Annotated in this window: 22 protein-coding genes; 5 read left to right on the top strand and 17 right to left on the bottom strand. The window is 65.3% G+C overall.

From position 1 onward, the window contains the following. From CYD53_RS24680 to CYD53_RS24665, 4 genes are all read right to left on the bottom strand, one after another. A complete protein-coding gene (locus tag CYD53_RS24680; RefSeq protein WP_103720738.1) occupies window positions 1-1,104 on the bottom strand; it encodes an LLM class flavin-dependent oxidoreductase in 1,104 nt (367 codons plus the stop codon). A gap of 117 nt (window positions 1,105-1,221) precedes the next feature. Then, complete coding sequence (locus CYD53_RS24675; protein ID WP_103720737.1) at window positions 1,222-2,733, bottom strand: aldehyde dehydrogenase; 1,512 nt, start codon at window positions 2,731-2,733, stop codon at window positions 1,222-1,224. Window positions 2,734-2,748: 15 nt separating this feature from the next. Continuing rightward, the gene (locus tag CYD53_RS24670; protein ID WP_103720770.1) at window positions 2,749-3,729 is read right to left on the bottom strand and encodes a flavin reductase; all 981 of its coding nucleotides are present in this window, start codon (window positions 3,727-3,729) and stop codon (window positions 2,749-2,751) included. Between the two features lie 123 nt (window positions 3,730-3,852). After that, window positions 3,853-5,640: a helix-turn-helix domain-containing protein gene (locus CYD53_RS24665; RefSeq protein WP_245928417.1), complete on the bottom strand. Its 1,788-nt coding sequence runs from the start codon at window positions 5,638-5,640 to the stop codon at window positions 3,853-3,855. A gap of 165 nt (window positions 5,641-5,805) precedes the next feature. On the opposite strand from CYD53_RS24665, the gene CYD53_RS24660 reads away from it, so the two are divergent. Next, a complete protein-coding gene (locus CYD53_RS24660) occupies window positions 5,806-6,396 on the top strand; it encodes an amino acid synthesis family protein (RefSeq protein WP_103720735.1) in 591 nt (196 codons plus the stop codon). Window positions 6,397-6,495: 99 nt separating this feature from the next. On the opposite strand, the gene CYD53_RS24655 is transcribed toward CYD53_RS24660, so the two are convergent. From CYD53_RS24655 to CYD53_RS24630, 6 genes are all read right to left on the bottom strand, one after another. Further along, window positions 6,496-6,990, bottom strand: coding sequence for a DUF4189 domain-containing protein (locus tag CYD53_RS24655; RefSeq protein ID WP_103720769.1), 495 nt, complete (start codon window positions 6,988-6,990; stop codon window positions 6,496-6,498). Between the two features lie 10 nt (window positions 6,991-7,000). After that, window positions 7,001-7,678: a hypothetical protein gene (locus CYD53_RS24650; protein ID WP_103720734.1), complete on the bottom strand. Its 678-nt coding sequence runs from the start codon at window positions 7,676-7,678 to the stop codon at window positions 7,001-7,003. A 13-nt stretch (window positions 7,679-7,691) separates the two neighbouring features. Beyond that, window positions 7,692-8,231, bottom strand: a complete 540-nt coding sequence (locus CYD53_RS24645; protein WP_245928416.1) for an invasion associated locus B family protein — start codon at window positions 8,229-8,231, stop codon at window positions 7,692-7,694. A 58-nt stretch (window positions 8,232-8,289) separates the two neighbouring features. Further along, complete coding sequence (locus CYD53_RS24640) at window positions 8,290-12,492, bottom strand: YadA-like family protein (protein WP_103720732.1); 4,203 nt, start codon at window positions 12,490-12,492, stop codon at window positions 8,290-8,292. Continuing rightward, complete coding sequence (locus tag CYD53_RS24635; protein ID WP_103720731.1) at window positions 12,492-12,911, bottom strand: hypothetical protein; 420 nt, start codon at window positions 12,909-12,911, stop codon at window positions 12,492-12,494. Before CYD53_RS24635 ends, CYD53_RS24640 begins: the two co-directional genes overlap by 1 nt. Window positions 12,912-13,356: 445 nt before the next feature. Continuing rightward, the gene (locus CYD53_RS24630) at window positions 13,357-14,547 is read right to left on the bottom strand and encodes a LysR family transcriptional regulator (protein ID WP_146056003.1); all 1,191 of its coding nucleotides are present in this window, start codon (window positions 14,545-14,547) and stop codon (window positions 13,357-13,359) included. Window positions 14,548-14,894: 347 nt separating this feature from the next. Here CYD53_RS24630 and CYD53_RS24625 point away from each other — a divergent pair, with 347 nt between their 5' ends. Genes CYD53_RS24625 through CYD53_RS24615 form a run of 3 tightly spaced genes read left to right on the top strand, consistent with a single transcriptional unit; the run spans window position 14,895 to window position 18,182 of the window. Further along, window positions 14,895-16,265: an efflux RND transporter periplasmic adaptor subunit gene (locus CYD53_RS24625; RefSeq protein WP_245928415.1), complete on the top strand. Its 1,371-nt coding sequence runs from the start codon at window positions 14,895-14,897 to the stop codon at window positions 16,263-16,265. After that, window positions 16,262-17,488 carry an ABC transporter permease gene (locus tag CYD53_RS24620; RefSeq protein WP_103720728.1) on the top strand — a complete coding sequence of 409 codons (1,227 nt, stop codon included), beginning with the start codon at window positions 16,262-16,264 and terminating at the stop codon, window positions 17,486-17,488. The genes CYD53_RS24625 and CYD53_RS24620 overlap by 4 nt, the downstream gene beginning before the upstream one ends. Next, window positions 17,481-18,182, top strand: coding sequence for an ABC transporter ATP-binding protein (locus tag CYD53_RS24615; RefSeq protein WP_103720727.1), 702 nt, complete (start codon window positions 17,481-17,483; stop codon window positions 18,180-18,182). The genes CYD53_RS24620 and CYD53_RS24615 overlap by 8 nt, the downstream gene beginning before the upstream one ends. Here CYD53_RS24615 and CYD53_RS24610 read toward each other — a convergent pair. The 5 genes from CYD53_RS24610 to ftsH form a co-directional block, all read right to left on the bottom strand. Next, the gene (locus tag CYD53_RS24610; RefSeq protein WP_103720726.1) at window positions 18,154-19,167 is read right to left on the bottom strand and encodes an ABC transporter ATP-binding protein; all 1,014 of its coding nucleotides are present in this window, start codon (window positions 19,165-19,167) and stop codon (window positions 18,154-18,156) included. The genes CYD53_RS24615 and CYD53_RS24610 overlap by 29 nt on opposite strands. A gap of 3 nt (window positions 19,168-19,170) precedes the next feature. Then, complete coding sequence (locus tag CYD53_RS24605) at window positions 19,171-20,001, bottom strand: ABC transporter ATP-binding protein (protein ID WP_103720725.1); 831 nt, start codon at window positions 19,999-20,001, stop codon at window positions 19,171-19,173. Window positions 20,002-20,006: 5 nt separating this feature from the next. Beyond that, window positions 20,007-20,582: a YeeE/YedE thiosulfate transporter family protein gene (locus tag CYD53_RS24600; protein ID WP_245928414.1), complete on the bottom strand. Its 576-nt coding sequence runs from the start codon at window positions 20,580-20,582 to the stop codon at window positions 20,007-20,009. Window positions 20,583-20,594: 12 nt separating this feature from the next. Beyond that, complete coding sequence (locus tag CYD53_RS24595) at window positions 20,595-21,149, bottom strand: YeeE/YedE thiosulfate transporter family protein (RefSeq protein WP_103720724.1); 555 nt, start codon at window positions 21,147-21,149, stop codon at window positions 20,595-20,597. Between the two features lie 61 nt (window positions 21,150-21,210). Continuing rightward, entirely contained in the window at window positions 21,211-23,064 is a 1,854-nt protein-coding gene (gene ftsH / locus CYD53_RS24590; RefSeq protein WP_103720767.1) for an ATP-dependent zinc metalloprotease FtsH, read from the bottom strand. A 30-nt stretch (window positions 23,065-23,094) separates the two neighbouring features. On the opposite strand from ftsH, the gene CYD53_RS30945 reads away from it, so the two are divergent. Continuing rightward, window positions 23,095-23,466 (top strand): ChaB family protein, encoded by a 372-nt coding sequence (locus CYD53_RS30945; protein WP_342751733.1) that lies wholly within the window; start codon window positions 23,095-23,097, stop codon window positions 23,464-23,466. A 12-nt stretch (window positions 23,467-23,478) separates the two neighbouring features. On the opposite strand, the gene CYD53_RS24580 is transcribed toward CYD53_RS30945, so the two are convergent. Continuing rightward, complete coding sequence (locus CYD53_RS24580) at window positions 23,479-24,462, bottom strand: zinc-dependent alcohol dehydrogenase family protein (RefSeq protein ID WP_103720722.1); 984 nt, start codon at window positions 24,460-24,462, stop codon at window positions 23,479-23,481. Then, window positions 24,459-25,205 (bottom strand): CBS domain-containing protein, encoded by a 747-nt coding sequence (locus CYD53_RS24575; RefSeq protein ID WP_103720721.1) that lies wholly within the window; start codon window positions 25,203-25,205, stop codon window positions 24,459-24,461. The genes CYD53_RS24580 and CYD53_RS24575 overlap by 4 nt, the downstream gene beginning before the upstream one ends. Window positions 25,206-25,318: the final 113 nt, after the last annotated feature.

The following is a 25,318-nucleotide window of genomic DNA, read 5'->3' as shown; positions in this document are numbered from 1 at the left end:
TCAGTGCCCCACAGCGGCGCGGCGCGGCGCCGTTTGCGCATGATCCCGCGCGCGATCCCGATCTCGGGCGGCGAAATGGGGCATCACCTCGTCGATGAACAATCGCAGCGTCTTCACCTGCAGTTCGAAGGGCAGGTTGAAGGACAAGCCGAGGCAGTACTGGTCGACGCCGGCGTCCTCATAGACCTGCAGCTTCTCGATGACCTCGTCGGGCGTGCCGAACATCAGATTGTCGCGAACGGCCTGCGGATTGTAGTTGGCGCGATTGGCCACAGCCTCGAACGGCACCGCTTCGGGGAAGCCGTTGGTCACGGTGCCGATGTTCTGCATCAGGTTCTCGAAATAGCGCCCGTAATCGACGGAGTGCCGCACCGCGACCTCCCAATCCTCCTGCCGGTCATAGACGCAGGTCCGGCGTTGCATCATCAGGCGTGGGCGGGGCCGCTCGGGATGGTCGGCCAGGGCCTTGCGGAACTTCTCGCCGAGCACGCCGACCTCGGCTGGAGGCGAGGAGAGCGGCGTCGAGAGGATGTTGGCGCCGATGCCGATCGCCCAGTCGAAGGTGCCAGGGTCGCGCGCCGCGACCCAGATGCGCGGATGCGGCTGCTGCAACGGCTTGGGCACCGAGGTTGCCACCGGGAATTTCCAGTAATGCCCGTCATGGGCATAGTCGCCGGCCCAGAGCTTCTGCACCGCAGGCACCAGCTCCTTCATGAAGGCGACGCCCTCCTGCTGCGGGATGCCGCCGGCCATGCGGTCGAACTCGTATTGATAGGCGCCGCGCGCGATACCGAATTCGAGCCTGCCGCCGGTCAGGTGGTCGCAAAGCGCCGCTTCGCCTGCGAGCCGGATCGGCGACCAATAGGGGGCGACCAGCGTTGCTGTGCCCAACCTGATCCGGTCGGTGTGCTGGGCGAGCCAGGTCAACACCGTGAAGGGATTGGGCGAGATCGTGCACTCGATGGTGTGGTGCTCGGCGGTCCAGAGCGTCTCGAACCCGCCTTCATCGGCAATGCGCGCCAGGGTCCGGAAATTATTGACGGCATCCTGCATGGAGTCGTCGGGCGAAAAGCGTTCCATGCTGATGGACACGGCGAATTTCATGGCGTTCCTCCGGTCTGGAGCGTTTTCGAGCGAAGTGGCCTGTGGTTCGCGTGAAGAAAACGCGTTAAAACAATGATCCAGAACACTTAATTGCTCTGGCGTTGTTGTCGTGGCTGCTCAGCGCAAGCGGATCACGAAGGGATCCTGCATGGCGCCCGAGTAATCGATCACCACATTCTTCAGGCGCGAGAACTCGCGCATGACCTCGAAGCCGCCGCGGCGGCCGTAGCCGCTGTTCTTCATGCCGCCATTGGCGGACATGTAGGCAGCGGAGCGGTAGGTGTTGATCCAGACGGTGCCGGCCTCGATGTTGCGGGCGAAGCGCATCGCGCGGTCGATGTTCTGGGTCCAGATGCCCGACGCCAGGCCGTATTCGGTGTCGTTGGCGAGAGCGATCATCTCTTCCTCGCTCTTGAACGGCACGACGCCGACGACCGGCCCGAAGATCTCCTCGCGCATGAAGCGCATGTCGTTGCTGGCCTCGGTCATCACCGTCGGCTCGAAATACCAGCCGCGCGCCAGTTCGCCGTCCTGCGGCTTGCGCCCGCCGGCCGCGACCTTCGCGCCCTCCCGCACGCCGGAGGCGACATAATCCTCGACCTTGGCGAGCTGTGCGGAGAGCGCCAGCGGCCCGATATCGGTGTCCTCGATCAGCGGGTGGCCGACCTTGATGCGCCGGGTGCGCGCGACCAACGCCTCGACGAAGCGCTCATAGATCGGCTGCTCGACGAAGCAGCGCGAGCCGGCGACGCAGGTCTGCCCGGCCGCCGCGAAGACGCCGGACACGACGCCGTTCACCGCCTTGTCGATGTCGACATCGGAGAAGACGACATGGGGCGACTTGCCACCCAGCTCCATCTGGCAGGGCACGAGGTTTTCGGCGGCGTTGCCGGCAATCTTGCGGCCGGTGAAGGTCGAGCCGGTGAAGACATATTTCGCGATGCCGGGATGGCGCGTCAGCGCGTCGCCCGTGGTCGTGCCGTCGCCAGTGACGACATTGACGACACCAGGCGGAATGCCGGCCTCGATCACGAGCTCGGCCAGCGCCAGCGTCGAGGCCGTCGCGTGCTCGGAGGGCTTCACCACGATGGTGTTGCCGATCGCGAGGCAGGGCGCCAGCGTGCCGGTCAGCATCATCAATGGCGAGTTCCACGGGATGATCATCCCGACGACGCCGATCGGCTCGCGCAGGTTGAAGTTCAGCGTGTCGAGCTTGTTGACCGGGATCGTGTCGCCCTGGAGCTTGTCGGCCATCCCTGCGAAATAGAGATAGGAATCCGGGATCGCCCGCATCTGGGCGCGCATCTCCTTGAGCAGCTTGCCGTTGTCACGGCACTCGATCATCGCCAGTTCGTCTGTGTTCTCGAGCACGAGCTCGGCGAGGCGGCGCACCAGCTTGCCTCGTTCGGTCTGGGTCATGCGCCGCCAGGCCGGGTCGACCAGCGCGGCGCGCGCCGAGCGCACGGCGGCATCGACATCGGCGGCATCGCCTTGCGCGAAGGCGTACCAGGGCTCGGCGGTCGTCGGATCGTAGGAGGGCAGGTAGACGCCGCTCTTCGGCGCGACGAAGCGGCCGTCGATGAAGAGATCCTGGCGTGAGCCTTCGAGGGTTTTGACCGTGGTCTGCATATCTGCTCTGCCGGCTCAGGATTGCGGAGGTAGCGCCCAGGGCTGGGCCTCGCCGACCATGGCGAGACGCCCGCCATCGTTGGAATCCATGTAGATCCCGAAGCGCTTGCTGGCGCTCTCGCGCACATAACGGCGCAGCATCGCGCTGATCTCGCGCGTCGGAATCTGGTCGTAGGGAAGCTGGTCCACGGGGAAGAATTTCAGCCCCGCCGACAGGGGCGCCGAGCTGACGTCCTGTGCGAGGCGGGCGCGGTAGATCAGGTATCCGGGGTCGCCATCGGAGACGTCGAACACCGAGTAGAGAAAGGTGTCGTCGGGAACCAGCGTCAGCGCGTCGCCGCCGTCGAGCTTGAGTTCGTTATCGGCGATCCGGCGCATCGCCGTGGGCAGCACCCAGCCTCCCTTGCCGTCCGAGCGCAACAGCAGATGCCCATCGGCCTCGATGAGATAGCCCACGATCATGCCATGCGAGGCGAGCCATCCCGGTGGCAGCGGATCCTTGACGTTGGCGTAGCGGCCCCGGCAGAATCCGAGTGGCGGTGACGGGCTCGTGCCGAAGGCCTGAATCTCGCCGATCAGCACGACATGGTCGCCGGCATTGACGCGGCGGTGGACCGTGCAGTCGAACCAGGTCAGGCAGTCCGTCAGGACCGGTGAGCCGGTATGGATGCGGTCATGGCTGACGGTGTCGAACTTGTTGGCCGCCTTCGAGGCGAACAGGTTCGAGACGTCGATCTGCCCCTCATGCAGCAGGTTGACCGCGAAGGCGGGCGAGCTGTTGAAGGCTGCGAAGCTGTGCGCGCCCTTGCCGACGCAGACCAGCAGCAGCGGCGGATCGAGCGAGACCGAGGTGAACGAGTTCGCCGTCATGCCGCGCGGCGCGCCGTCGGCATCGCGGGTCGTGATGATGGTCACGCCCGTCACGAACGTCCCGAGTGCACGACGCAGCGCGACGGGATCGATCGTATTGGGGGCGTTAGTGGCTGCAGCGAGCATGCGCTTCACCTCGATCAAGTCGGGACCGGTGAAGGCTAGGCGGCGATGCAGTCCGCATCTTCCTGCGAAAAGAAGGATGGATTCGCAGAATTCCTCTGCGAAGAGCAGGAAGGCATGGCCGTGCTAGCTGCTAGCGGCGTTGCCGTTCTCGATGACGCCATGCAGCCGGATCGCCAGTTCGATCGCGAAGCGGCGATCCGCCGTCTCCGGGTCGATGCCGAACAGGTCCTGGATGCGCGACAGCCGGTAACGCAGCGTCGTCACATGCAGCCCCATCGCATCGGCGCAAGCCTGGGCGCGGCAGCCCTCGCGCAGATAGGCAGCGAGCGTTTCCAGATAGGGCGTGTCGTGCTTGCGGTCATGGGCGACGACCGCGCCGATGCTGCCATCGACGAAGCTGCGCACATCGGCCGATTCCGCCGCGCCGATCAGCATCGGCATCGGCCCGAAATCCGAGGCCGAAAGGGTCCCCGTGCGGCCGAAGGCGCGCGCGATGCGGATCATGCGCCAGCAGCGCTCCCATTCCTTGGGATAGGTGTCGAGACCGTCGCAGATGCCGCCGAGCACGACGATCGGCTCCCGGTTGAAGCTGTGCCGCAACGTCTCGACCATGCGGCGCGCCAGGCGTCCGATCCGTTCCTGGTCGCCGTCCTCGTCATGCGGCAGGAGGCAGACCAGTCCGCCGCCGACGGCGACGACGCTTGCGGGAACGTTCAGTTGGCGTGCCAGCCGCGTCACCGCATGGTGGCAATCGACGCTGATGTCGGCCGGCAGGGACGGCATGTCCGGAAAATCGACGACCACCATGCGCGCCGGCGCGCCGAGTGCGAGGCCGAGCCGCCGGCCGCGCAGGCGCACGTCGTCGGCATCGCGCCAGCGGCGCTCGATGATCTCGAAGAACAGCTCGGTCAATGTCCGTGTCTCGAAGCGGAAACGGATGACGCTGCGCATCATCTGGACGCTCAGGGCGAACTTCACGCTGTCGAGCAGGAGCCGCTCGAGATCGCCGGCAGCCTGCGCAGTCGGAAAGATCACGAGCGCGCCGACGGCCTGCCCATCGACATTCAGGGGCTCGATCCTGGCCGTGAGCTGCAGCTGCCGCTCGCCGTCATCGAGCCGTAAGCCCCGCGGTTCGCTGCGCTGCGTGGCGACGGCGTCGCGCGCCGCTGTGATGATCTGGCTGCCAAGGCTGGTGTCGATTGCCCGCTGCCAGGCCGTGTCGTCGAAATGAAGCGGTGCCGGCGAGCGGCTGGCGACCAGCGCATTGCCGGAGAAATCGACGACCAGCACGGGGGCCGGCAGGAGGTCCGCCAGCATCGCCGCCAGCGCCGAGGTCGACCCACCGGACAGAACCTCCTGAAGCAGCGTCGTCTGCGTCTGTAGTGCCTTCTGCAACTGCTCGGCCGCCTCGCGTTGGGCCCTGATCCGATGCTCGCGCTCGACCGCGATGCCGCCGAGATGGACGATCATGCTCATGAAGGCGAGGTCATCCGGCGACACCTCGGTGATGCCGCGCGAGACGACGTTCAGCACCATCGGCCGGTTCTCGGCATCGGCGCAGCTCATCGGCAGCACGAGCACCGTGCGGTAGTCGCGCTCGAAGGCCTCGCGTCGATAGCCGGGGAACTCGTCGGAGGCGCGAGCGTCGCGGATATAGACCGGCTCGTTGCGTTGCAGCGCGATCAAGGCGGGGCTCGTCGCCAGCTCCCAGCGGTTCTCGAGCGGCCGGCGCAACAGCGTCGGGTCATGCCGCACCATGACATGCGCCTCGCCATGGGTCGCGTCGATCGCCATGACCGACCCCAGCGTCCAGCCGCCATGCTCGCAGGCGGCATGGATGAGGTCGCGCAGGATCGTCTCGAGATCGCCGTCGGAATTGATCCGGCTTGCGACATCCCGCAACGAACGCATTTGCGATGCCTGATCCGGCATTCAATCCTCCCACGCCAGCATCTGACCTTACCCCGCATCGCAGGGTCCGTCCGTAGAATCTTCCGGCGATCCGACGGAAGACGTTCGCGCGATCGGGCCGTTACCCTCCAGTCGCATCGGACTATCACAACAGGTGAACACCCCATGGATTTCGGCTTGCGCAAGATCTCGACCTTCGTCGAGGAAACCTTCATCGAAGGCGGCAAGGCTGCAGACCGGCCGGTTCGCATGGTCATCGTCGCCGCCGTCCTGAGGAATCCCTGGGCGGGCCAGGGTTTCGTCGAGAACCTTCGGCCCGAAATCCTGCGCATCGCGCCCCATCTCGGCACCGAGCTGACCAGGCGTCTCGTCGCATTGATGCCGGCCGAACAGGTCGAGGCTTACGGCAAGGCCGCGGCAGTCGGCACCAATGGCGAGATCGAGCATGCCTCGGCGCTGATTCACACGCTGCGCTTCGGCAACATGTTTCGCGATGCCGTCAAAGGCACGGCCTATCTGAGCTTTACCAATACGCGCAATGCGCCAGGCGCGCTGCTCTCGCTGCCGATGATCCACAAGAGCGAAACCGGCAAGCGCTCGCATTTCCTGACCGCGAACTTCCAAATTCCGGATGCGCCGGCCGCCGACGAGGTCCTGGTTGCGATCGGCGCTTGCGACAGCAGCCGGGCCCATCCGCGTCTCGCCGATCGTTTCCAGGACATGGAGGAGATGAAGCGGGAGCTGGAAAACGCCTGAGCGGAGGAAACGCGACGCATTCGGATGGTGTCGCCCGAATGCGGCGCGATCGATAATAAAAGCTTAGGCCGTGCTTCAGTTCGTGCCGTCAGCGGCGCATCACGTGCAGACCCATTCGCGCACCGCGCATTGCGTGCCTGTCCGCTCGCAAGCCTGCACGGCCTGATCCTCGGCCTGCTGGCGCGTGGGGGCTGCCTTTGCGCTCCAAGGCCTGGCCCGGTCGCTCGATATGCGGTCGCCCTTGTCCTTTGCGACTGCGAGCGCGCCACAGTGATGATAGGGAAACCCGGTGCGGTCATCGTCGTCCCAATGGCGATGATTGCGGAAGACGCTCACGACGATGCAGTCTTCGCCTCCGGCCCGCCGGCAATGCTCGAGCGCCAGCTCCGCCGCCTCTTGCCGCTTGTCCGCGCCCCAGAAGAAGCCGTGCTTCTCATTGGCGCTCGCATAGGCGATCGCCGCCCAGATGCCGCTCTCCTTGGTCTGGGGCGGGACAGGCCCCTTGATCGGCCGCGTCGCCAGATCGGCCGCGCCGAGTTGCCCTGAACAGACGAAAAGCACGCCGATCGCTGCAATGGCAGAGCGGAGTTTCATCATGGGTTCCTTATTGTCGCGCGGCCGCGGCCACGGAGACCACGACGCAGCCATTTCCAGTCGGGAGAAGCAGGGCGTTTCCGCCGTTATTGGCGAGGGCGTAGACGGCAATCTGCCCGAGATTGCTGGCGAGCCTGCTGCCTTGCGGAAGAACGGCCGGAATCTCGGCGCATGAGGCGGAGAAGGGCGCCACCCGGACCATCGTGCCTTCGCAGGTCGATTGCGTCGGCGCGGCAAAGACGACGCCGGCGGCCGGCCCGCTATAGTTCTGGGTGGTGTAGCTCATGCCAACCAGGGCCTGCACGGCATGGCTGTCGGCGGCTTCATTGTTCCAGGACGACTGAACGTCGTATTTGGCGCCATTCGTCAGCAGCTCGCCGAGAACCGGGAACACCGTGGAGCAGCTCTTCAGCCCCGCCTGCCTGGCGTGCTGCAGGAAGGGCGTTTCGGGGCGGGACCGATCGGTCTTGTTCGTTTCCGCGATCGCCGGCTGTGAGATCAGGCCGCGGATCGCGGCATAGTTCATCGCGCCATAGGCAACTCCGACCAAGGCTGTGATGCCGATGACCGAATAGACCGCGACCTTGGCCCAACTGCGCTTTGGTTCGATCAGGTGGCTCTTGTCGAGCTGGACCGGACGGCTTTGCTGCCGCGACATGATCCGATCATGGATGGATTGCTGATTCATCGGGACCGCCTGTTCATTTGATCGCCTCGACCGCTTTCGAGAGTCCTTTGAGGGTGGCGGCAAGCGTCACCGTCGTTCCGCTGGTCGTTTCATAGGAGATCTCCGGGGCCGCGCTCTTCGCGATCTGCTCGCGCACTGCCGGCCCAACGGGCAGCATTCCGACGCAGACCGCGGCGTTGCAGCCGTCCAGTTCGACCTTGATCCGGTCGGTCCGGCCCTGAAACCGCAACGCGATCGATCCGGGGTACTTCGCATCCGAGGTGGAGCGCAGGATCATGTAGGGCTTGCCATCCTTCGTGGCAGCGAGCGACCAGCTGAACGCCAGCCGACCAGCCGAATCCTCGATGGTCTGGGTCACGTTGCAGACCTTCTGCCGCGTCTGCAGGTTTTCGTCGCAGATCAACGTCCAGTTCTCGAAGGGCTGCGTGATCCGGCGGTAGCTGCCCAGCTTCGCATTGGCAGGCAAGGTCACGTCGGAGGGCTTGATCCTGTAGTCGGAGCCGGTCGGCGCCTGTCCGGCCGAGCGCTGGCCGGACAGGAGCAGGCAAGTCATGGCCAAGCTCATGACCATGGCCGAAGCGGATAGGGCGCGCCTGCCAGCCATGCCGCCCTCAGTTCAGCGTGACGCTGACGCCGGCGCCGACGCCCCATTCGCCGCCGGTGGTCGCGCCTGTCAGGTTGGCGCGGACGCGGCCGTTCTCGCTGGTGTAGCCGGCGCCGAAGGCAAGCGCGCCCTCGCCACGCCAGACGCCGCCGCCGGCCGCCACGCTGACCTTGCCGGGACGATCGTCGAAGCGCAGCGAGGCCGCCGCCAGCCCGACTGCGGCCGCCTGCCTGGCCTCCTGGCGGGCCGCGCGAACCTGCTGGTTGAGCTGCCCGAACTTCTGGTCGGTATAGTTCCTGGCCGCATCGGCCACGGCGCCCATCTGGCTGTCCGTATAGGACTTGGCCTCGGCGACGCCCCTGTTCAGCTGATTGACGTTGACGGCGTCGGTCCCTTTCACGCCCTCGGCGACATTGGAGATGACGACCGGCGCATTGGGATCGCCGCCCTGCAGGGTGAGGCTGTTCTTTTTGCTGCCGTCGACGTTGAGATCATAGAAGACGGCGCTGTTATTGATCGAGCCGATGCCGCCCTGCACGCTCTCCAGCGCCAGATTGGTCGCATAGAGCTGCGAGCCGTTGATCGCGTCGGTGCTGGTCGCCGAGATGCGGCCCGCGGCGACATTGGTCAGCGTCCGCTCCGCGCCGACATCGCCGATGCTGACGGTGCCGACCGGGGCGGCCCCGGCGAAGTTGTAGGTCGTGCCGCGGATCGTGGTGCTCGCGGTTGCCACGGTGGCCTGCGTCGCCGAGCCTCCGCCGAGAGCTACGCTGTTGGCAAAATTGCTGGTCGCACCCGCGCCCAGCGCCATGGATTGGATGCCGCCCGCCGTCGCATTCGTGCCGAGCGCGACGCCGTCGGCCATCATGACATGCGCGTTCTGGCCGATTGCGGTTCCACCCGGCGCGATCTGGTCGACGGTCGCGCCATTACCGATGCCGATACCGTTATCACCGTTGACCACAGTCCTGGGACCGACCGCGATCGACTCCGCTCCCACGGAAAGCGAGTCGAGCCCGGTCGAATTGGCGTGGAAATACATGCTCGGCGTCGTCGCAACCGAGGCGATGGCGCCCTGGAGCTGGCGGATCGTCACGGCATCCTGAGCCTGCGTGCCATCGGCGACATTGGTGATCTGCCGGTACGAGGTCGCCGTGCCGACCGAGACCGCGCCGAGCAGCGTCTTGTCTGTCGTGTTGTACTGGATGATCGCCGATCCGGCCGGAAGCGTGCCGGTGAGGGGCGCCAGCGCACGATCGGAGATCGAGCCGGAGCCGAGCGCGACGCCGCCCAGGATGGTGGCCTGGCTGGCGCGACCGAGCGCCAGCGAATTATCGGCGACGGCGGTCGCCTGGTAGCCGACGGCGGTCGCCGCAATCCCCTGGGCGAAGGAATCGGTGATCGCAAGGCTCCGGTCATTGGTGCGGACATAGCGGATGCCGTCGCCATTGGCGTCGGTGTAGACGGTCGAGACATTGCCGGCGATGGTGTTGACCGTGGTGCCGAGCGTGGCGATGTCGGTCGTGTTCACCGTGACCTGCTGATTGGTCGCGAAGAGCTGCGAACCGTTCACCGCATCGGTCGATGCGGCGGTGAGCTGCCCGGCCGCGACGTTCTGGATCTGGCGCTCGGCGCCCGCCGCGCCGACCGAGAGGGCGCCCGCAGGCGTCGCGCCGGCGAAGCTGTAGGCCGTGCCGCCGATCGTCGCGCCCGCCACAGCCGTCGTCGTGCCCGACACCGAATTGAGGCCGATGGCGACGTCGCCAGTGTTGGTGGCTACCGCATTGGGGCCGATCGCGACGGAATTCGTCCCCAGCGCCTGAGAATCCGGCAGGGTCGAGTTGGCGTGGAAGTATTTGATGCCGCCGCCGGTGCTGATGTTGTTGACGGTGACGCCGATGGCGTCGACGGCCTGATTGGTCGCGAAAAGCTGCGAGCCGTTGATCGCGTCGGTCGAGGAGCCGCTGATCCGGCCTGCCGCGACATTGGTGATGGTGCGCTCAGTGCCCACCGCGCCGACGCTCACGGTCGAGCCCGGCGTCGTGCCGGCGAAATTATAGGTCGTGCCGTTGATCGCGGTACTCGCCGTGCCCACCGCTGTATCCGAGACCGAGCCCGAGCCCAAAGCGACGTCGCGAGCGTTGGTTGCGACGGCTGCGTCACCGAAGGCGACCGCGCCAGCGGCCCCCGCGCGGCTGAAATTGCCGAGCGCCACGGAGCCCTGGCCGATGGCCACATTGTTGTTGCCGATCGCGACCGCGCCATTGGCCTGGTTGGCGGCGGTGGCGCTCGCCGTGCCGTCGGCATTGGCGATGTTGTTCGCGCCGCCGGTGAAGGCGCCGACGCCGCTGGCGTAGCTGGGATCGCCAATCGCCACCGCGCCATCGCCAAAGGCGACATTGCCGGCGCCGATCGCCACCGCCTTGCCGCCAGTCGCGGTCGCGCTGGTGCCGATGGCGACAGCATCGGCGGAGCTCGCAGTGGCCTCGCGACCGACCGCGATGGCGTTGGTCGCGGACGCCAACACGTCCGTGCCGATGCCGATGGCGCTCTGTGCGCTGGCGCCGGCTCCAACGGTGCGCGAGCCGATATAGACGGAGTTCAGCCCGGACGCGGTCGCCGCAGCGCCGACAGCGACCGCATTCTGAGCGCTGGTTACGGCGCCGACACCGAGCGCGGTACTGCTGATCCCACTCGCGTTGGCGCTGACGCCGGCAGCGAGAGAATTGTTTCCCGCCGCGTTCGCGCCAGACCCGAATGAGGAGGCGTTTAAGCCGCTGGCGACGGCCGTGTTGCCAACGGCCGTGCTGGCGACGGCATTCGCAACGGAGCTGGTGCCTACGGCGATGGCAGATTGAGCGCTCGCGGTTGCGCCCAGTCCAAGCGCAGCTGCGTTCGTGGCGGTCGCCGTCGCGTTGTTGCCGAGCGCCGTGGTGGAGACGGCCGTGGCCTGGGCCCCCGACCCCGCCGCGACCGCGCCCACTCCGCTCGACACGGCCGAATTACCCAGGGCCAGCGCGAAGTTTCCCGAAGCGCTGGCGACATTGCCGAGCGCGGCCGAGTTGGTCCCGCTGGCATTGGCCTGGGGGCCGACCGCAATGGTATTGGCGGCGGTCGCCATGGCATGGAAACCGATCGATGTCGTTGTATTGGCGGAGACGCCGATGCCGGCATTGGTGCCGATCGCAATATTATCATTGCCCGTCACCAGATTGCCCGCCGAAGCCGAAAGCGTGCCATCGTAAGTGACGGTGCCGTCGCCGGTTCCCAAGGCGAGGTTGCGTGCTCCGGTGACGCCTGAGCCGGCGCCCCGCATGACACTGGGAATGCCGCTGCCGATGGCGGTGTTCTGTGCGCCGCTCACGAGCGTGCCGGCTGCGACGCCCATCGCAACCGAACTGGAATTGCCGGTGGTTGAACCGGCGCCGGCGCCCTGTCCGACCGCAACCGTGCTGCTGCCGATCGCGAGAGCCTGGGCGCCGAGCGCGAGCGAACTGTTTCCCGTGGCGCGGGCGCCGTTTCCGACCGCGGTGGCTGCACTATCCGTCGCTTGGCTGAGGCTGCCGATAGCGACAGTATTGCCGCCGGTTGCCTGGCTCGATACGCCAACGGCCGTAGCGGCGGCGCCGGCAGTGGCCGTGGAGCCGATGGCAGTCCCGTTCGCCCCGTTGGCAGTGGAATTGACACCAAAGGATGAGGCTCCGTCCGCGAGTGCACGGGCGTTCCCGCCTATGGCGAGGGCATTGACGCCGGTCGCGTTCGCGAAGACACCCATGCCGATGGCGTTGAGGCCATTGACGCTCATCGAATAGCCGATGGCGATCGAAGCGTCGCCCGTTGCGCTGTTGGAGGTGCCCAACGCCACGCTGTTCGGATTATTCGCTTTGGCAGCGTTACCGACGGCGACGGAGTTGGCGCCTGACGCCGTGCCGCCGCCGGCCTGATACTGCGCCTGCGCCGGTGCAGAGAGGCAAAGCGCGAAGATCGCGGCCAGGCCGCCGATCGCGCTGGCCGAACGCAGGCTGCCGCCGACGCCCAAAGTCCCGAGACCCATGTCCTTGCGGCTGACGCCGAGCACGCGATGGGCCATGCGCAGCACCGCCATCAGCCGGCGGCGCAGCGAGCGGCTCCCGTCGCCGCCTGAAACCCAGTTGCCGGCGAAGCCGCCACGGAACCTACCCTGTGCGTGCCTGTCAGTGCCGTCAGTCATCAGCCCACTTGCTCCTTGGCCCCGCTCGAAAGCTCTCGATGTGCCGCATCGGCTTTGGCGTCTGTGTGGTTGGTACGATCGCGCTGTTCGGCCAGCGTCATTCCAATTTTGGTTCCGTGCTCTTCCGCCAGGTCAAAGGCCCTTTCGACCCATGGCTGGCTGGGTTGCGGAACGGCATGCAACGCCGCGTGGACGCGCTCGGGCGGCAGCTTGCGCCCGACGAGTTCACCGCAGACATCGAAATGAAGCGCCGGCTCGCGCTCGGCGTAGAATGGTGAGCTCAGGCCGAGGACGAGGCGGGAGAACAGAAAATCGATCTCCGGCGCGGTCAATCTCTCAGCGTATTGTGTCTGTAAAGCAGCCCATGCCGCGTCGACTTTTGAGCAAATTATTTCAAATTCCGAATTGTTTTCGCTCATATTCTGGCCAATCGTCGCGACGGATGCTTATTTGAGCTTCCGTTGCGTACTCATGACCACTCGTCTGCGTAAAGCGCCAATTTGGCCTCTTTGAAGACACAAAATTAGCGCATTGAATTTGTGACGTGATCAAAGACGTGTAGAGGCCAGAAAAATCAGGAAAAAATTGAGAAACACGACCGGGCGCTCCAGCCACCATGCATCGGCGCGCAATCAGTCATGCATCACTCGGACATATGGCATGCTGCTAAATCATGGCGGACCTGCCATTCACTGACCGGAGGGGAGTGCCTCATTGGCAAGGCGGGGTCCTCGCCGCATGGCACCTTGCCGTTTTGCCCGGCAACGTTCTCGTCCGCGCGACGCCATGCCGAGCTTGGCGGTTCGGAATCCCTGGCGTTCTCCGAAATTGCCCACGGCACGGAGCCGCAGGATTGGGAGCTGCCTATCCTTCTCCAGCTTGACCGGCGCGGGCTTCGCGATGTCCGAAGGCCCTTAAAGCATCGCAGACCACCTCCGCGAAGGCCGCCGCGGCCGGCGACAGGCTGCGGTCGGGCAATCTGCAGCATGCGAGCACGTTCTGCGAGAGAAGTGCATCCTTGATCTCGACATGAACAAGCCGCGGCCGGCCATCCTCCCTTTGTGCTCGTCCCGTCACGATGCTGATACCGACGCCGTATTCCACCAGCGAATGGATCAGCTCGAAGGAGTTCGTCTCGACGAGAGAATGGATCTGCGCATTCGACCCACGAAACGCGACGTCGAAGAGTTGGCGCAGAAAGCCCGAGCCGTCCGGCAGGATGAGGTTGAAGCCGGCAAGGTCGGCAAGCGCAACCGACGCGCGCACGGCCAGCGGATGATCGGGCGAGGCGACGAGGTACATCCTGAGAGAGACGCTCTCCAGGCAGGACAGCTCGACGTCGGAGGCAAAATTATAGGCGACCGCGAAGTCGATATCGCCATCCTTCAACCGAGAAACCAGCCCGCGCGTACTATCGACCCTGACTCCGAACGTAATGCCCGGATGTATCCGGTTGAATGTCTTGATCGCGCCCGGCAATATTGAATTCACGACGACATCATTGAAGCCGACGGTCACATGCCCGCGCTGCAGTCCTTGCAGCGCAATGATTTCATCGTTGGCGATGCGCAGTTCGTTGATCGCCGAACGCAGGCGAAACTGCAGGATGCGGCCTGCATCCGTCAATTGCAGCCCGGCGCGGCCGCGCGCTCTTTCGAACAGTTTCACGCCGAGGTCGGTCTCGAGATTGCTGACCTGCCGGTTGATCGCCGACGCCGCGATCCGAAGCGATTCCGCCGCAGCTCGAAAGGAACCACGCTCGGCTACCTCGGAGAAGTAGCGCAGCGTGATCGAGCCGACCAATTTAGGAATCACCGAATGCTCCGATAGCGGTGCAACCTCCTGGCTTTCCGTCGAAAATTCACAGGCGTTGCGAAGTCTGGTGGCTCGGTGACCCCGCACCACTCCCTCGATAGAGGCGTGATGACGTAAGGCGATTGCAACTGGCTGCGCCGGCAGACTCGCTCGGATGGTTAATGGTCGGAATTTCGAAGCATTCGCTGACATATGGCGCGAGACTCGGCGGCTGGCCGCCGAGGGGGCAACCTCAGCCAAGGCGGTATCCAGCTTGAGGTGTGTCGGCGGAACACGCCTTCGCGCAAATCAGGCTGGATATCCAAATCTCCACGGCGATCGCGAGAGCCCGGGCTTTGATCCTCGCTAAGTCATCGAAGTCGGCGGGGCGCGTCGGAACGGCGCGCCGCCATTGAGCAGGCTGGCTTCAGTCTAACATGGCCGGCTTGCGCGAGATCAATGAGTAAGGCCGATTTTGAGCAAAGATGGCGCCAAGCACGACTCCCGTCCCGACTTGAGGTGCAGATGAGCCATACCGCAGTCGATCTTCGAGAAGACGGCCAGCCCATCCTCCGGGCGCGGGCTCAGGCCATGTATGGCCGCCAACGATGACTCTGCATATGCGCCCCCAGGAGCCAGGCTCCGGCGACAAGGCGCCGCCGCCGGTCGATCCGTCGGGCGCGGCACAAGCCTTTCCGAAGGCGGGGCCGAAGCGGCCCGCATCCCGCGCGGCATCGGAGCCCCACCGCGGCGCCGGGGCGGTCCGGGCGTTGCACTGGCTCTGGACCCATCGCTGGTTCGCGCTGGCCGTCATCGCTCTTGTCGGAGTGGGGACGTGGCAAATGGCGCGGGTCCTGATCGGCCCCGCAGTCGTGGTCGATGTCGTCAGGCGGGCCGATCTGGTGCAGACGGTCGTGGCCAGCGGCCATGTCGAGACGCCCTATCGCGTCGAGATCGCCAGCCAGATCACCGGGACGGTCGAAGAGGTGCTCGTCGAGGAGGGGCAGCCTGTCGTGAAGGGACAGCCGCTCGTCACGCTCGAGGCGCGCGAACTCGGCGCGGCCTTCCTCCAGGCACAGGCTGCGGTCGCACAGGCGCAGGCGCGGCTGCGCCAGATCCAGGAACTCACCCTGCCGTCGGCGCGGGAGACGCTCGCTCAGGCCCAGGCCGTGCTTCTCAATGCCCAGCACAGCTATGACCGCGTGGCCGAGCTCTCCCGGACCGGTTCCGCCACCAGGGCGACGCTCGACGATGCGCTCAAGGCGCTCGACGTGGCGCGGACACAGGTTCGCAGCGCCGAACTGCAGGTCTTCACCGCGAGCCCCGGGGGGAGCGACGCCGTCATGGCCCAGACCCAGCTGGACCAGGCGCGTGCCAGCCTCGACACCGCCTCGTCCCGATTGTCCTATGCCAGGATCGTCGCGCCGCGCGATGGCGTGCTGATCTCGCGCGCTGTCGAGCGGGGCAGCGTCGCCCAGCCGGGCAAGGCTCTGATGGTATTGGCGCCGCACGGCGAGACGCAACTGGTCATCCAGATCGACGAGCGCAATCTCGGCCGCATCGCGATCGGCCAGACGGCGCTGGCCTCGGCCGATGCCTATCCCGACGAGCGGATGAAGGCCACGCTCGTCTACATCAATCCCGGCATCGACATCAGCCGGGCCTCGGTCGAGGCGAAGCTCAAGGTAGAAGATCCGCCGGCCTATCTGCGCCAGGACATGACGGTGTCGGTCGATATCGAGACGGCACGTCGGGCCGCTACGCTCGTCCTGCCCACGCGCTCGGTGCGCGATGCTGTGTCTCAGGCCCCGTGGGTGATGCGCGTCAGGAACGGACGCGCGGCCAAGCAGCCGGTCCGGCTCGGTCTGCGCGGCGCGACCAGCGTCGAGATCCTCGACGGGCTTGCCGAGGGCGACACGGCAGTCCCGGCCAATGCCGGCATCGTCACCGGACAGAAGCTCAGGGCGATCCTGCCATGATCCGCTGGATGCCCTTCGTCTGGACGGGCGCGTTGCGCTTCCTGGCGGATGGGCGTCTGCAGACAGGCTTCATCGTCGGTGGCATCACGATCGGCGTCGCCGTCATCGTCTTCATGTCGGCGATGCTGGCCGGGCTCGAGGCGAACTTCATCAGGCGCGTGTTGACCTCGCAGCCGCAGATCCAGCTTCTGCCGCCCGACCAGGTCGCCAGGCCGCTGCGCGGCGCGTCGCGCGAAATCGAGGATGCGCTCGTCCAGCGTCCGAGCCAGCGCGTGCTGTCGATCGACCAGTGGCAGATGATCGCGCGTCGGATGGAGGCCTTGCCGGAGGTCACGGTGGTCGCGATCAGCATGTCGGGTGCCGCGCTGGCGGTGCGCGGCAGTGCCAGCCGCTCGGTCTCTGTCCTGGGCATCGAGCCCGAGACCTATCTTCGGATCGTGAGGCTGCCGGACTATCTCGTCGCCGGCCGCATTCGCCTGACCAGCGACGATATCGTGGTGGGAACCGAGCTCGCTGCCGATCTCGGCGCCGTAGTCGGGGACAAGCTGCTGTTGAACGGCGCGAGCGGATCGAGCCGGGTTCTGACGATCAGCGGAATCGTCGATTTCGGCAACAAGGGCGCCAATCTACGCAACACCTATGTCGCCTTGCGCACGGCGCAGTCCCTGCTCGGCATGATCGGCGGCGTCACCGAGATCGGGCTTTCGGTCGGGGACATCTATGCCGCCGAGACGATCGCTCGGCAGATCCAGGCTTCGAACGCCGTGCAGGCCGACAGCTGGATCAAGACGAATGCGCAATTCTTCACTGCGGTTCAGGCGCAGAAGAACACCAACCTCCTGATCCGCTTGTTCGTCGGCCTCTCGGTCGCCTTCGGTATCGCGGCGGTTCTCGTCGTCTCGGTCATCCAGCGCTCCAAGGACATCGGCATCCTGCGCGCCATGGGCACGACGCGGACCCAGATCCTCAAGCTGTTCCTGCTCCAGGGCGGGCTTCTCGGCTTTGCGGGTTCCCTGACAGGATCGACATTCGGTGCCCTTGCCCTGGTGTACTGGCACCAGACGACGCGGCAGGCGGATGGCAGCGAGTTGTTTCCCCTGATCATCGAGCCGCAGCTCTTCGTGACCACGGCGCTGCTGGCGACGCTGACCGGTGTCGTCGCGGCGATGGCGCCGGCGCTGCGCGCCTCGCGGCTCGATCCCGTGGAGGCGATCCGTGGCTGAGGCGATCGTCAGGCTCGAACAGGTCTGCAAGGCTTATAATGTCGGCGAGCCGAACGAGACGGAGGTCCTGCATGCGATCGATCTCGAGCTTGAGGCCGGCGGGTTTCTCGCGCTGGTCGGGCCATCGGGCTCCGGCAAGAGCACGCTGCTCAACATCATCGGTCTGCTCGACCGCCCGACCAGCGGCTCGCTCTCGATCGCCGGCGAGCCGACGAGCCGCCTCGACGATGCCGAGATCACCCATTTGCGCGGCCATGAGATCGGTTTCGTCTTCCAGTCGCATATGCTGATCTCGGCCTTCACGGCCTGCGAGAACGTGATGATGCCGATGGTGGTGGCCAATGGCCGCGCAAGTGCAGCCATCGAGCAGCGGGCGCTTGATCTGCTCGATCGTGTCGGACTCACGCCGGTCGCCAATAACCGCGCGCTCAACATGTCGGGGGGGCAACAGCAGCGCGTCGCGATCGCGCGGGCCCTGGCGATGCGCCCCCGGCTGATCCTTGCCGACGAACCGACCGGTAATCTCGATACGCAATCGGCGGAAGGCGTCTTCCAGCTGATGCGGGACGAGAACCTCGCCTCCGGCACGACCTTCCTGATCGTGACGCATAATATGGCGCTGGCCACGCGCTGCGACCGGATCATCGAGGTCGTCGACGGGCGGATCACGCAGGGCCAGCGGCCGCAGGGCTGAGGGGAGCCCGCCCGGGTGCCGCGGGATCGCCGTCCATGGGCGAGCACCCGTCGACAATCAGACGATATTTGACTCGTGTGACTGCAAGGCTGCGCGCCCAATCGACCATATCGTTCCAAGGGTCGACCACCTTCGACATGGCCGAGACGAAGGTGACGACCGTGGCGATCTCCAACTCCCCGCGCAGCACCAACAGGCTGCCAATACCGAGAACAAGGACGTTCCCGAGCGAATAGCTGAGGTTCATCAGGAAATTCAGCGAGAATTTCAGCTTGAAGATCCCCATGGCGAGGGCGAAGGCGGCGTTGAGCGGTGCTCCGGCCTCGATCCCCATGGGCGATACCAGCCCGTCTCCAAGCTGGCGCAGCACCAGCGTCCGGTCGGCGACGCGCCGGTTGATCGCCTTCTGCATGATCGGCACGAATAGAAACTGCGATGCCAGAACGACCAGGCTGAGCAGCAGCATCGCTGAATCGAGCCGGGCGAGGTAGATGAAGACACTGATCAGGAATCCAGCTTCCACGATCGGCACGCTGATGCTGGATCCGACGAAGGCGCCGACATCATCGGCCTCGGCGAGGATCATCGACAGCCCCGTGCCATCTCCGGCATGGCTCTGTCGCGGCTCGGACCGCGCGAAGAGACTCCGGTCTACGGTGAGCCGCAGGATCCGGGTGGCGCATTCGCCGAGCCAGGCCCGATAGATATTCATCAGCAGCTTGACCAGGCCGAAGGACAGAATGACTGCGCAGTTGACCAGCAGAGCGGTCATGATCGCGCCCGCCGGCCCGCCTTTCACCGCCATATCGATAATGCGCCGCTGCAGTTCGATCGGTGCGGCGTTGAGCAGAAAGACCGCGATCGAGAGGAAGCAGAGCAGCAGCTGATGCCAACCTCCGCAACGAAGCACAAAGGCATAGAATGAAGTGGGCAGAGGGTCATCCGCGCCAAGCCTTGTGAGACGTGAAGGCTTGGCGAAGATCATCTTTTATGCTGCCGCGACATCAGTGCGCACAATCCGGTCCGCGAAGATTGTCCGGCCGCGCTCGCCCTCGAAATAGGCCTTGACCCAAGGGTGCTGAGAGGAGAGCAAATCCTGAAGCGTGCCGATCGCCACGATCTTGCCGCCGGCAATGGCGGCGATCCTGTCGCAGGCTGTGTGCAGGGTGCTGAGGTCGTGCGTGATCATCATCACCGTGAGGTTGAGGCTGGCCTTGAGCGTCAGGATGAGCTGGTCGAAGGCATCCGCCGCGATCGGATCGAGCCCGGAGGTCGGTTCGTCCAGAAACAGGATCTCGGGATCGAGAGCGAGCGCACGCGCCAAGGCGGCGCGCTTGGTCATGCCGCCTGAGAGCTGAGCCGGATATTTGCCTGCCGCGTCGCGCGGCAGCCCGACCATTTCGAGCTTCAGCATCGCCATTTCCGCGAGGAGGCTGGGCGACAGCGAGAGGCATTCGCGCATCGGGAGCTGGATATTCTCGGTAATGGTCAAGGAGGAGAAGAGGGCGCCTTGCTGGAACATCACGCCGCAGCGCTGCTCCATCACGCGGCGCTCGGCTTCCGGCAGCGGGTCGATGTCCTGGCCGAAGATTTCGATGGTGCCACTGCGCTTCGGCACGAGACCCAGGATGGTACGGGTCAGAACCGATTTACCGGAACCGGATGCTCCGATCACGCCGAGGATTTCTCCGCGCATGATATCGAGGTCGAGGTGATCGAGAATGATCTTGTCGTCGAAGGCGACATCGAGGCTGCGAACGCTGATGGCCACGTCCTTGTCCGTGGTCATCGCCGTCCCAGCTGGAAACCGAGAGGACATGGTCGCTATCTCGAGCTCCGCCGCAGATGCGACGGAACCGCGTGGCGTTCGATGAAGACGAAGAAGGCGATGGCTGTTGCGGTCAGGCCGATGAACCAGACCAGATCGGGAATGCCCGTCAGATCCGGGAGACGGACCTTGCCGAACCTCCAGACCGTCAGGACATGAGCCTGCATCCAGTCGAATGAGAGGGCGTAAAGGATTCCGCCGGTGATCATGCCGAGTGCGCCGACCAGCGCGTGGATACTGCCGGTGCCGATCGCGGCCAGGCCAGTGCCCGGGCAATAGCCATAAATGACCATGCCGACCCCGAATATGGACGCTCCGAGCACGACTGCGAGCAGATTGGCATCCTTGATGTGATAGTTCGCCCAACCGGATTGATGGAGGGCGAGCACGCCGATGCCTCCTATGATGATCGCGGTCAGCATGACTTTGAGCACCGTGAAATCGCGCAGCAGGAACTGATCGATGATGACGTTGTAGTCGGTGACTTTCCCGCGATGCAGAAGCCATCCGAAGGCGAAGCCGAAGAGCAGCCCGAATGCTGCGAAGGTGAGCCCGACCATGATGATGAACATCGTTTTCTCCCTTCAGGCCCGACGCCGGAACGTGAGATGCGCGGTTGCAATGCCGACGGGGAACATCACCGCCAGGAAGACCCAACTCGACAGGGCCAGCTGCAATCCCCCGGATATACCGTGTCCGCTGGTGCAGCCTCCGGCCAGTCGCGCCCCGAACATCGTCAGAATCCCGCCGAGGAAAGCGGCCGTAAGGCGCTTGGCGACCGAGGGGCCAAAGTGCTCTCGCCAGACCGACGGGACGGTTTCGATATGGAAGCGACGCGATAGCAGGGCGGAAGCAAGCGCCCCCAGCAACGTGCCCGCCAGGAAGATGACGCCATAGTCGAGGACGAACGGATTCTTCGCCCAATAGCTGTTGGCGGAGACGGAATCCGATCCGAAAATCGGTATCGCTGCCCCAGCTGCCAGCTGGGACAGCGCTGTCGTGATGCCGATCGGCTGATCGACTGCTGCGAACACGATCCAGCTCAGGACCCCGATGCCGGCGCCGGCGAGATAAGGCGACCAATCGACCGCATCTGAGAGAGTTGGTGCGTAATGAAGATCGGATGTGTGCGTAACCATGCCGCGCTCCTTTCTGTTTGTCGCAATATGTCCCTTGCGTCGCCGCTGTCCTTGATCCGGCTCAAGACGCTTTGGCGATCGGCGCCCGCGGGCCGTTGCAGGCCAGAGCCGGAAAATCTGCCGCCGTGATGGTCTCTTGTTTGATCAGCAACTGCGCCCCTGCCTCGAGCTCCGCCTTGCGCCTTGTCAGGATCACGGTCGCATCGTTCAAGGCGGCTGCCACGAGGTCACGCACGGCCACGTCTATCTCGCGTTCCGTGGTTTCCGAGGCGGTCGGGCGCTCGGTTCCAGCCGCCGGCAGAAAGGGGTTCGTTGGCGGAAGGTAGGTTCGGTCTCCGAGCGTGGCGGCCATGCCGTAGCGCGTGACCATATCGAGCGCGAGTTCCGTCGCCCGCTGCAGGTCGTCGGCAGCTCCTGTCGAGATGTCGCCTGCGAAGGCGAGCGCCTCAGCTGCGCGGCCTCCCATCAGGACTGCCAATTTGTCGCGCAACTCCGCGGCGGTGAGAAGGAAGCGGTCGCGGGTCGGCCGCTGGATCGTGTAGCCCAGCGCGCCGATGCCGCGGGGAATAATGGAGACCTTCAGCACAGGATCGGCGCCCGGCACGCTCGCGGCGACCAGCGCATGGCCCAATTCATGGAAAGCCACGCGGCGCTTCTCTTCAGGGCTAAGCAGCCGGCTGCGCTTCTCAATGCCGGCGACCACCCGTTCCATTGCCGCGGTAAGATCGTCGAGCGTGATCGCGGCGGCCTTGCGGCGCGTCGCGACGATGGCAGCCTCGTTGACGAGGTTGGCGAGATCGGCCCCGGTGAAGCCTGTCGTTATTGCGGCGACCTGGTCGAGATCCAGACCTTCGGCGAGGCGGACCTTGCCGGCGTGCACCTTGAGAATGTCGAGCCGTCCCTTGCGGTCGGGGCGGTCCACAAGCACCTGTCGATCGAAACGGCCGGGCCGCAGCAGGGCCGGATCGAGTACCTCCGGGCGGTTCGTCGCGGCCAGCAGGATGACGCCGATCGTCGGGTCGAAACCGTCGAGTTCCGCCAGCAGTTGGTTGACCGTCTGCTCGCGCTCGTCATAGCCGCCGAACGGTGTCGCACCCGCACGGCTGCGCCCGAGCGAGTCGAGCTCGTCGATGAAGATGATCGCGGGCGCAGCCTGGCGTGCCTGTTCGAAGAGGTCGCGCACCCGCGCAGCACCGACGCCCACGAACATCTCGATGAACTGCGCTCCCGAGATCGAGAAGAAAGCAACGCCCGCTTCACCGGCGACGGCACGCGCCAGCAGCGTCTTGCCGGTTCCTGGCGGCCCGACCAGCAGGATGCCCTTCGGCATGCGTGCCCCCAGACGCCCGAATGAGGCCGGATCCTTGAGGAAGGAGATGACCTCCTGCAGCTCGAACTTGGCCTCGTCGACACCAGCGACGTCCTTGAAGGTCACCTTCGTGTCGGTCTCGACGAAGATCTTCGCCTTCGACTTGCCGATCGTCATGATACCGCCCAACCCTTGCCGCTCGGCGACGCGTCGGATGAGAAAGGCCCAGATCAGGTAGAAGGCGAGGGTGGGCAAGACCCAGGAGATCAGGCTGGCCAGGAAGGCTCCTGATCCGGCGCCACGGATCACGATGTCCTTGCCGGCCAACCGGTCGGCCAGCGCTGGATCGACACGCTTCGCCGTGAAGAAGCGCCTGCCGTCGGTCGTAGGCTCCCGGAACGTGCCTGTGATCGTCTCGGTGCCGACCACGACCTCGGCGACCTTGCCGTCCTGGATCAGGTGCTCGAACTGGCTATAGGGAATGGTTTCGGTCTGGCGCCATGCTGTCAGGACATCCTGGACCAACAGGACGCCCATTACCGCCACGAACACGTACCAGATCAGCCAATTCGTCTTGGGCGTTGTCTTGGGCGTCGTCTCGGCCATCGCATCGGCTCCTGCAGCAAGGCCTGAATGATGGCCGACCGCGGCCCATCTGCGCTTGCGCTGGATCAAGTCTGGATCGGAAAACCGGGACCGCGGGCTGTGCCGCCATGCCGTCGTGTCGGCATTGATCTTCGACAACCATGCGCCATTGGCGGGCCGGTATCGTTGCAGGCGATATTGGAGCGAGCCATGCCGTACCGGTTGCTTGAAGATTTGCCCGAATCCGTTCGTGCGCACCTCCCTCCGCATGCGCAGGAGATTTATCGCGCGGCCTTCAACTCCGCCTGGGCGAACTATTCGGATGAGAACGGGCAAAGGCACGAGGAACGCGCTCATCGCGTCGCCTGGGCGGCAGTGAAGCACAAATACCGCAAGGAAGGAGCGGCCTGGGTCGCGCGATAACGGGCCGACCCGTTAGGGAACGAGCACGGCGGCGCCCTGCAGCCGGCCGCTACGGAGATCGTCGAGTGCCTCGTTCGCCTGTTCGAGCGGATAGGTCCTGGTTGTGGTCCTGATCCCGGCTTGCGGAGCGATTGCGAGGAAGTCGATGCCGTCCTGCCGTGTCAGGTTCGCAACGGAGACGATTTGGCGCTCCTGCCACAGCAATCGGTAGGGGAATTGCGGAATGTCGCTCATATGGATACCGCCGCAAACGACACGACCGCCTTTGCGAACGGCCTTCAGCGCGATGGGAATGAGCGGGCCGACCGGCGCGAAGATGATCGCGGCATCCAGCGGCTCAGGCGGCATTTCGCCCGACGATCCCACCCAGCAGGCTCCCAGCGATCGCGCCAATGCCTGGGCGGGTGCGTCGCCGGAGCGGGTGAAAGCGTAGACGTCGCGGCCCTGCCAACGACAGATCTGGGCGATGATATGGGCGGCCGCACCGAAGCCGTAAAGGCCGATCCGGTGCGCCGGCCCCGCGATCTGAAGCGAGCGCCAGCCGATCAGCCCGGCGCACATCAGCGGGGCGGTTGCGATGGCGTCGGAGAACCCTTCCAGCGGAAAGGCGAAGGCCGCGTCGGCGAGCATGTGGGTCGCAAAGCCGCCGTCGCGTGTGTAGCCGGTGAAGGTCGGCTCGTCGCATAGGTTCTCCTGACCACCGGCGCAGTAGCTGCAGTGGCCGCAGGCGCGACCAAGCCAGCCGACTCCGACGCGAGCGCCGATCAGGCTCGATGATACGCCTGGCCCCGCAGCATCCACGATGCCGACCACTTCGTGACCCGGCACGATCGGAACTCTGACATCGGGCAGCTCGCCGTCCATGATATGAAGATCGGTCCGGCAGACAGCGCAAGCCTCGACACGGATGAGCAGTTCGCCGTTCCCGGGGCGGGGGATGGGCCGCGCTTCACAGGCCAGGCGCTCGCCGACCTTGCGCAGCACCATCGCCTTCATGCGGAAGTCCGTGCAGAGGCAGCGGTTTTGACGTTGCTCATCTCCGAAGGCGTGATCACGACACCCGACATCGGCTCTATCCATGCCAGCTGATCCGAGATTGATTTCACGCCGGCGACGTTCTCCGCGACGACATGGGCGGCCTGGCGCTCGCGCTCGTCGAAGATCGCGCCGCTGAGCTCGACGGCGCCGTGGTCGACATGGACATGGATCATCTGCCCGCCCCAGCTCTGCCTGGCGAGTTCGCTCAGAATGTCCGCGCGGATGCGTTCATCGTCGACGACGGCTGCATCGGCGGCGGGCAGCGCGTCGGCCATGGCGCGCAGCAGGTCGGAGCGTGCGACGATCCCGACCAGCTTGCCGTTCTCGACGACGGGGAGCCGCTTGATCCGGCGGCGGCTCATCGTCTCGACGACCTCGTCGAGCGTCGCATCCCGGCGTGTCGTCTCGATATTGCTCGACATGACCTCGCCGACCTTGCGGCCATTCGCATGAACGTAGTCGTCCGCGACCGTGCCGGGTCCGACCAGGAATTCGAGCCACCACGAGCGCTTGCGCTGCGTTCCGAGCTCGCTGCGCCGCAGGAAATCTCCTTCGCTGACCATGCCGACCAGCGCCCCGTCGTCGGCCACGACGGGCAGGCCGCTGATCCGATGGGCCAGCATCAGGCGGGCGGCGTCACGGATCGAGGTCGACGGGGCGACACTGATCACGGGGGTGGTCATGATGGCTTCTACGAGCATGGCGGCAATCTCCCGCAAGATAGCGGCGTGCGGGCATGCGCACCGGCAATATCTTGATTGTCCGCAATTCTGGCATAGCGGCCGCGGCGGCGATTTGATCGGAGTCAAGCGCC

The organism is Allobosea psychrotolerans, assembly GCF_002917105.1.
Lineage (GTDB): Bacteria > Pseudomonadota > Alphaproteobacteria > Rhizobiales > Beijerinckiaceae > Allobosea > Allobosea psychrotolerans.
This window is presented reverse-complemented; position numbering and strand designations above follow the sequence as displayed.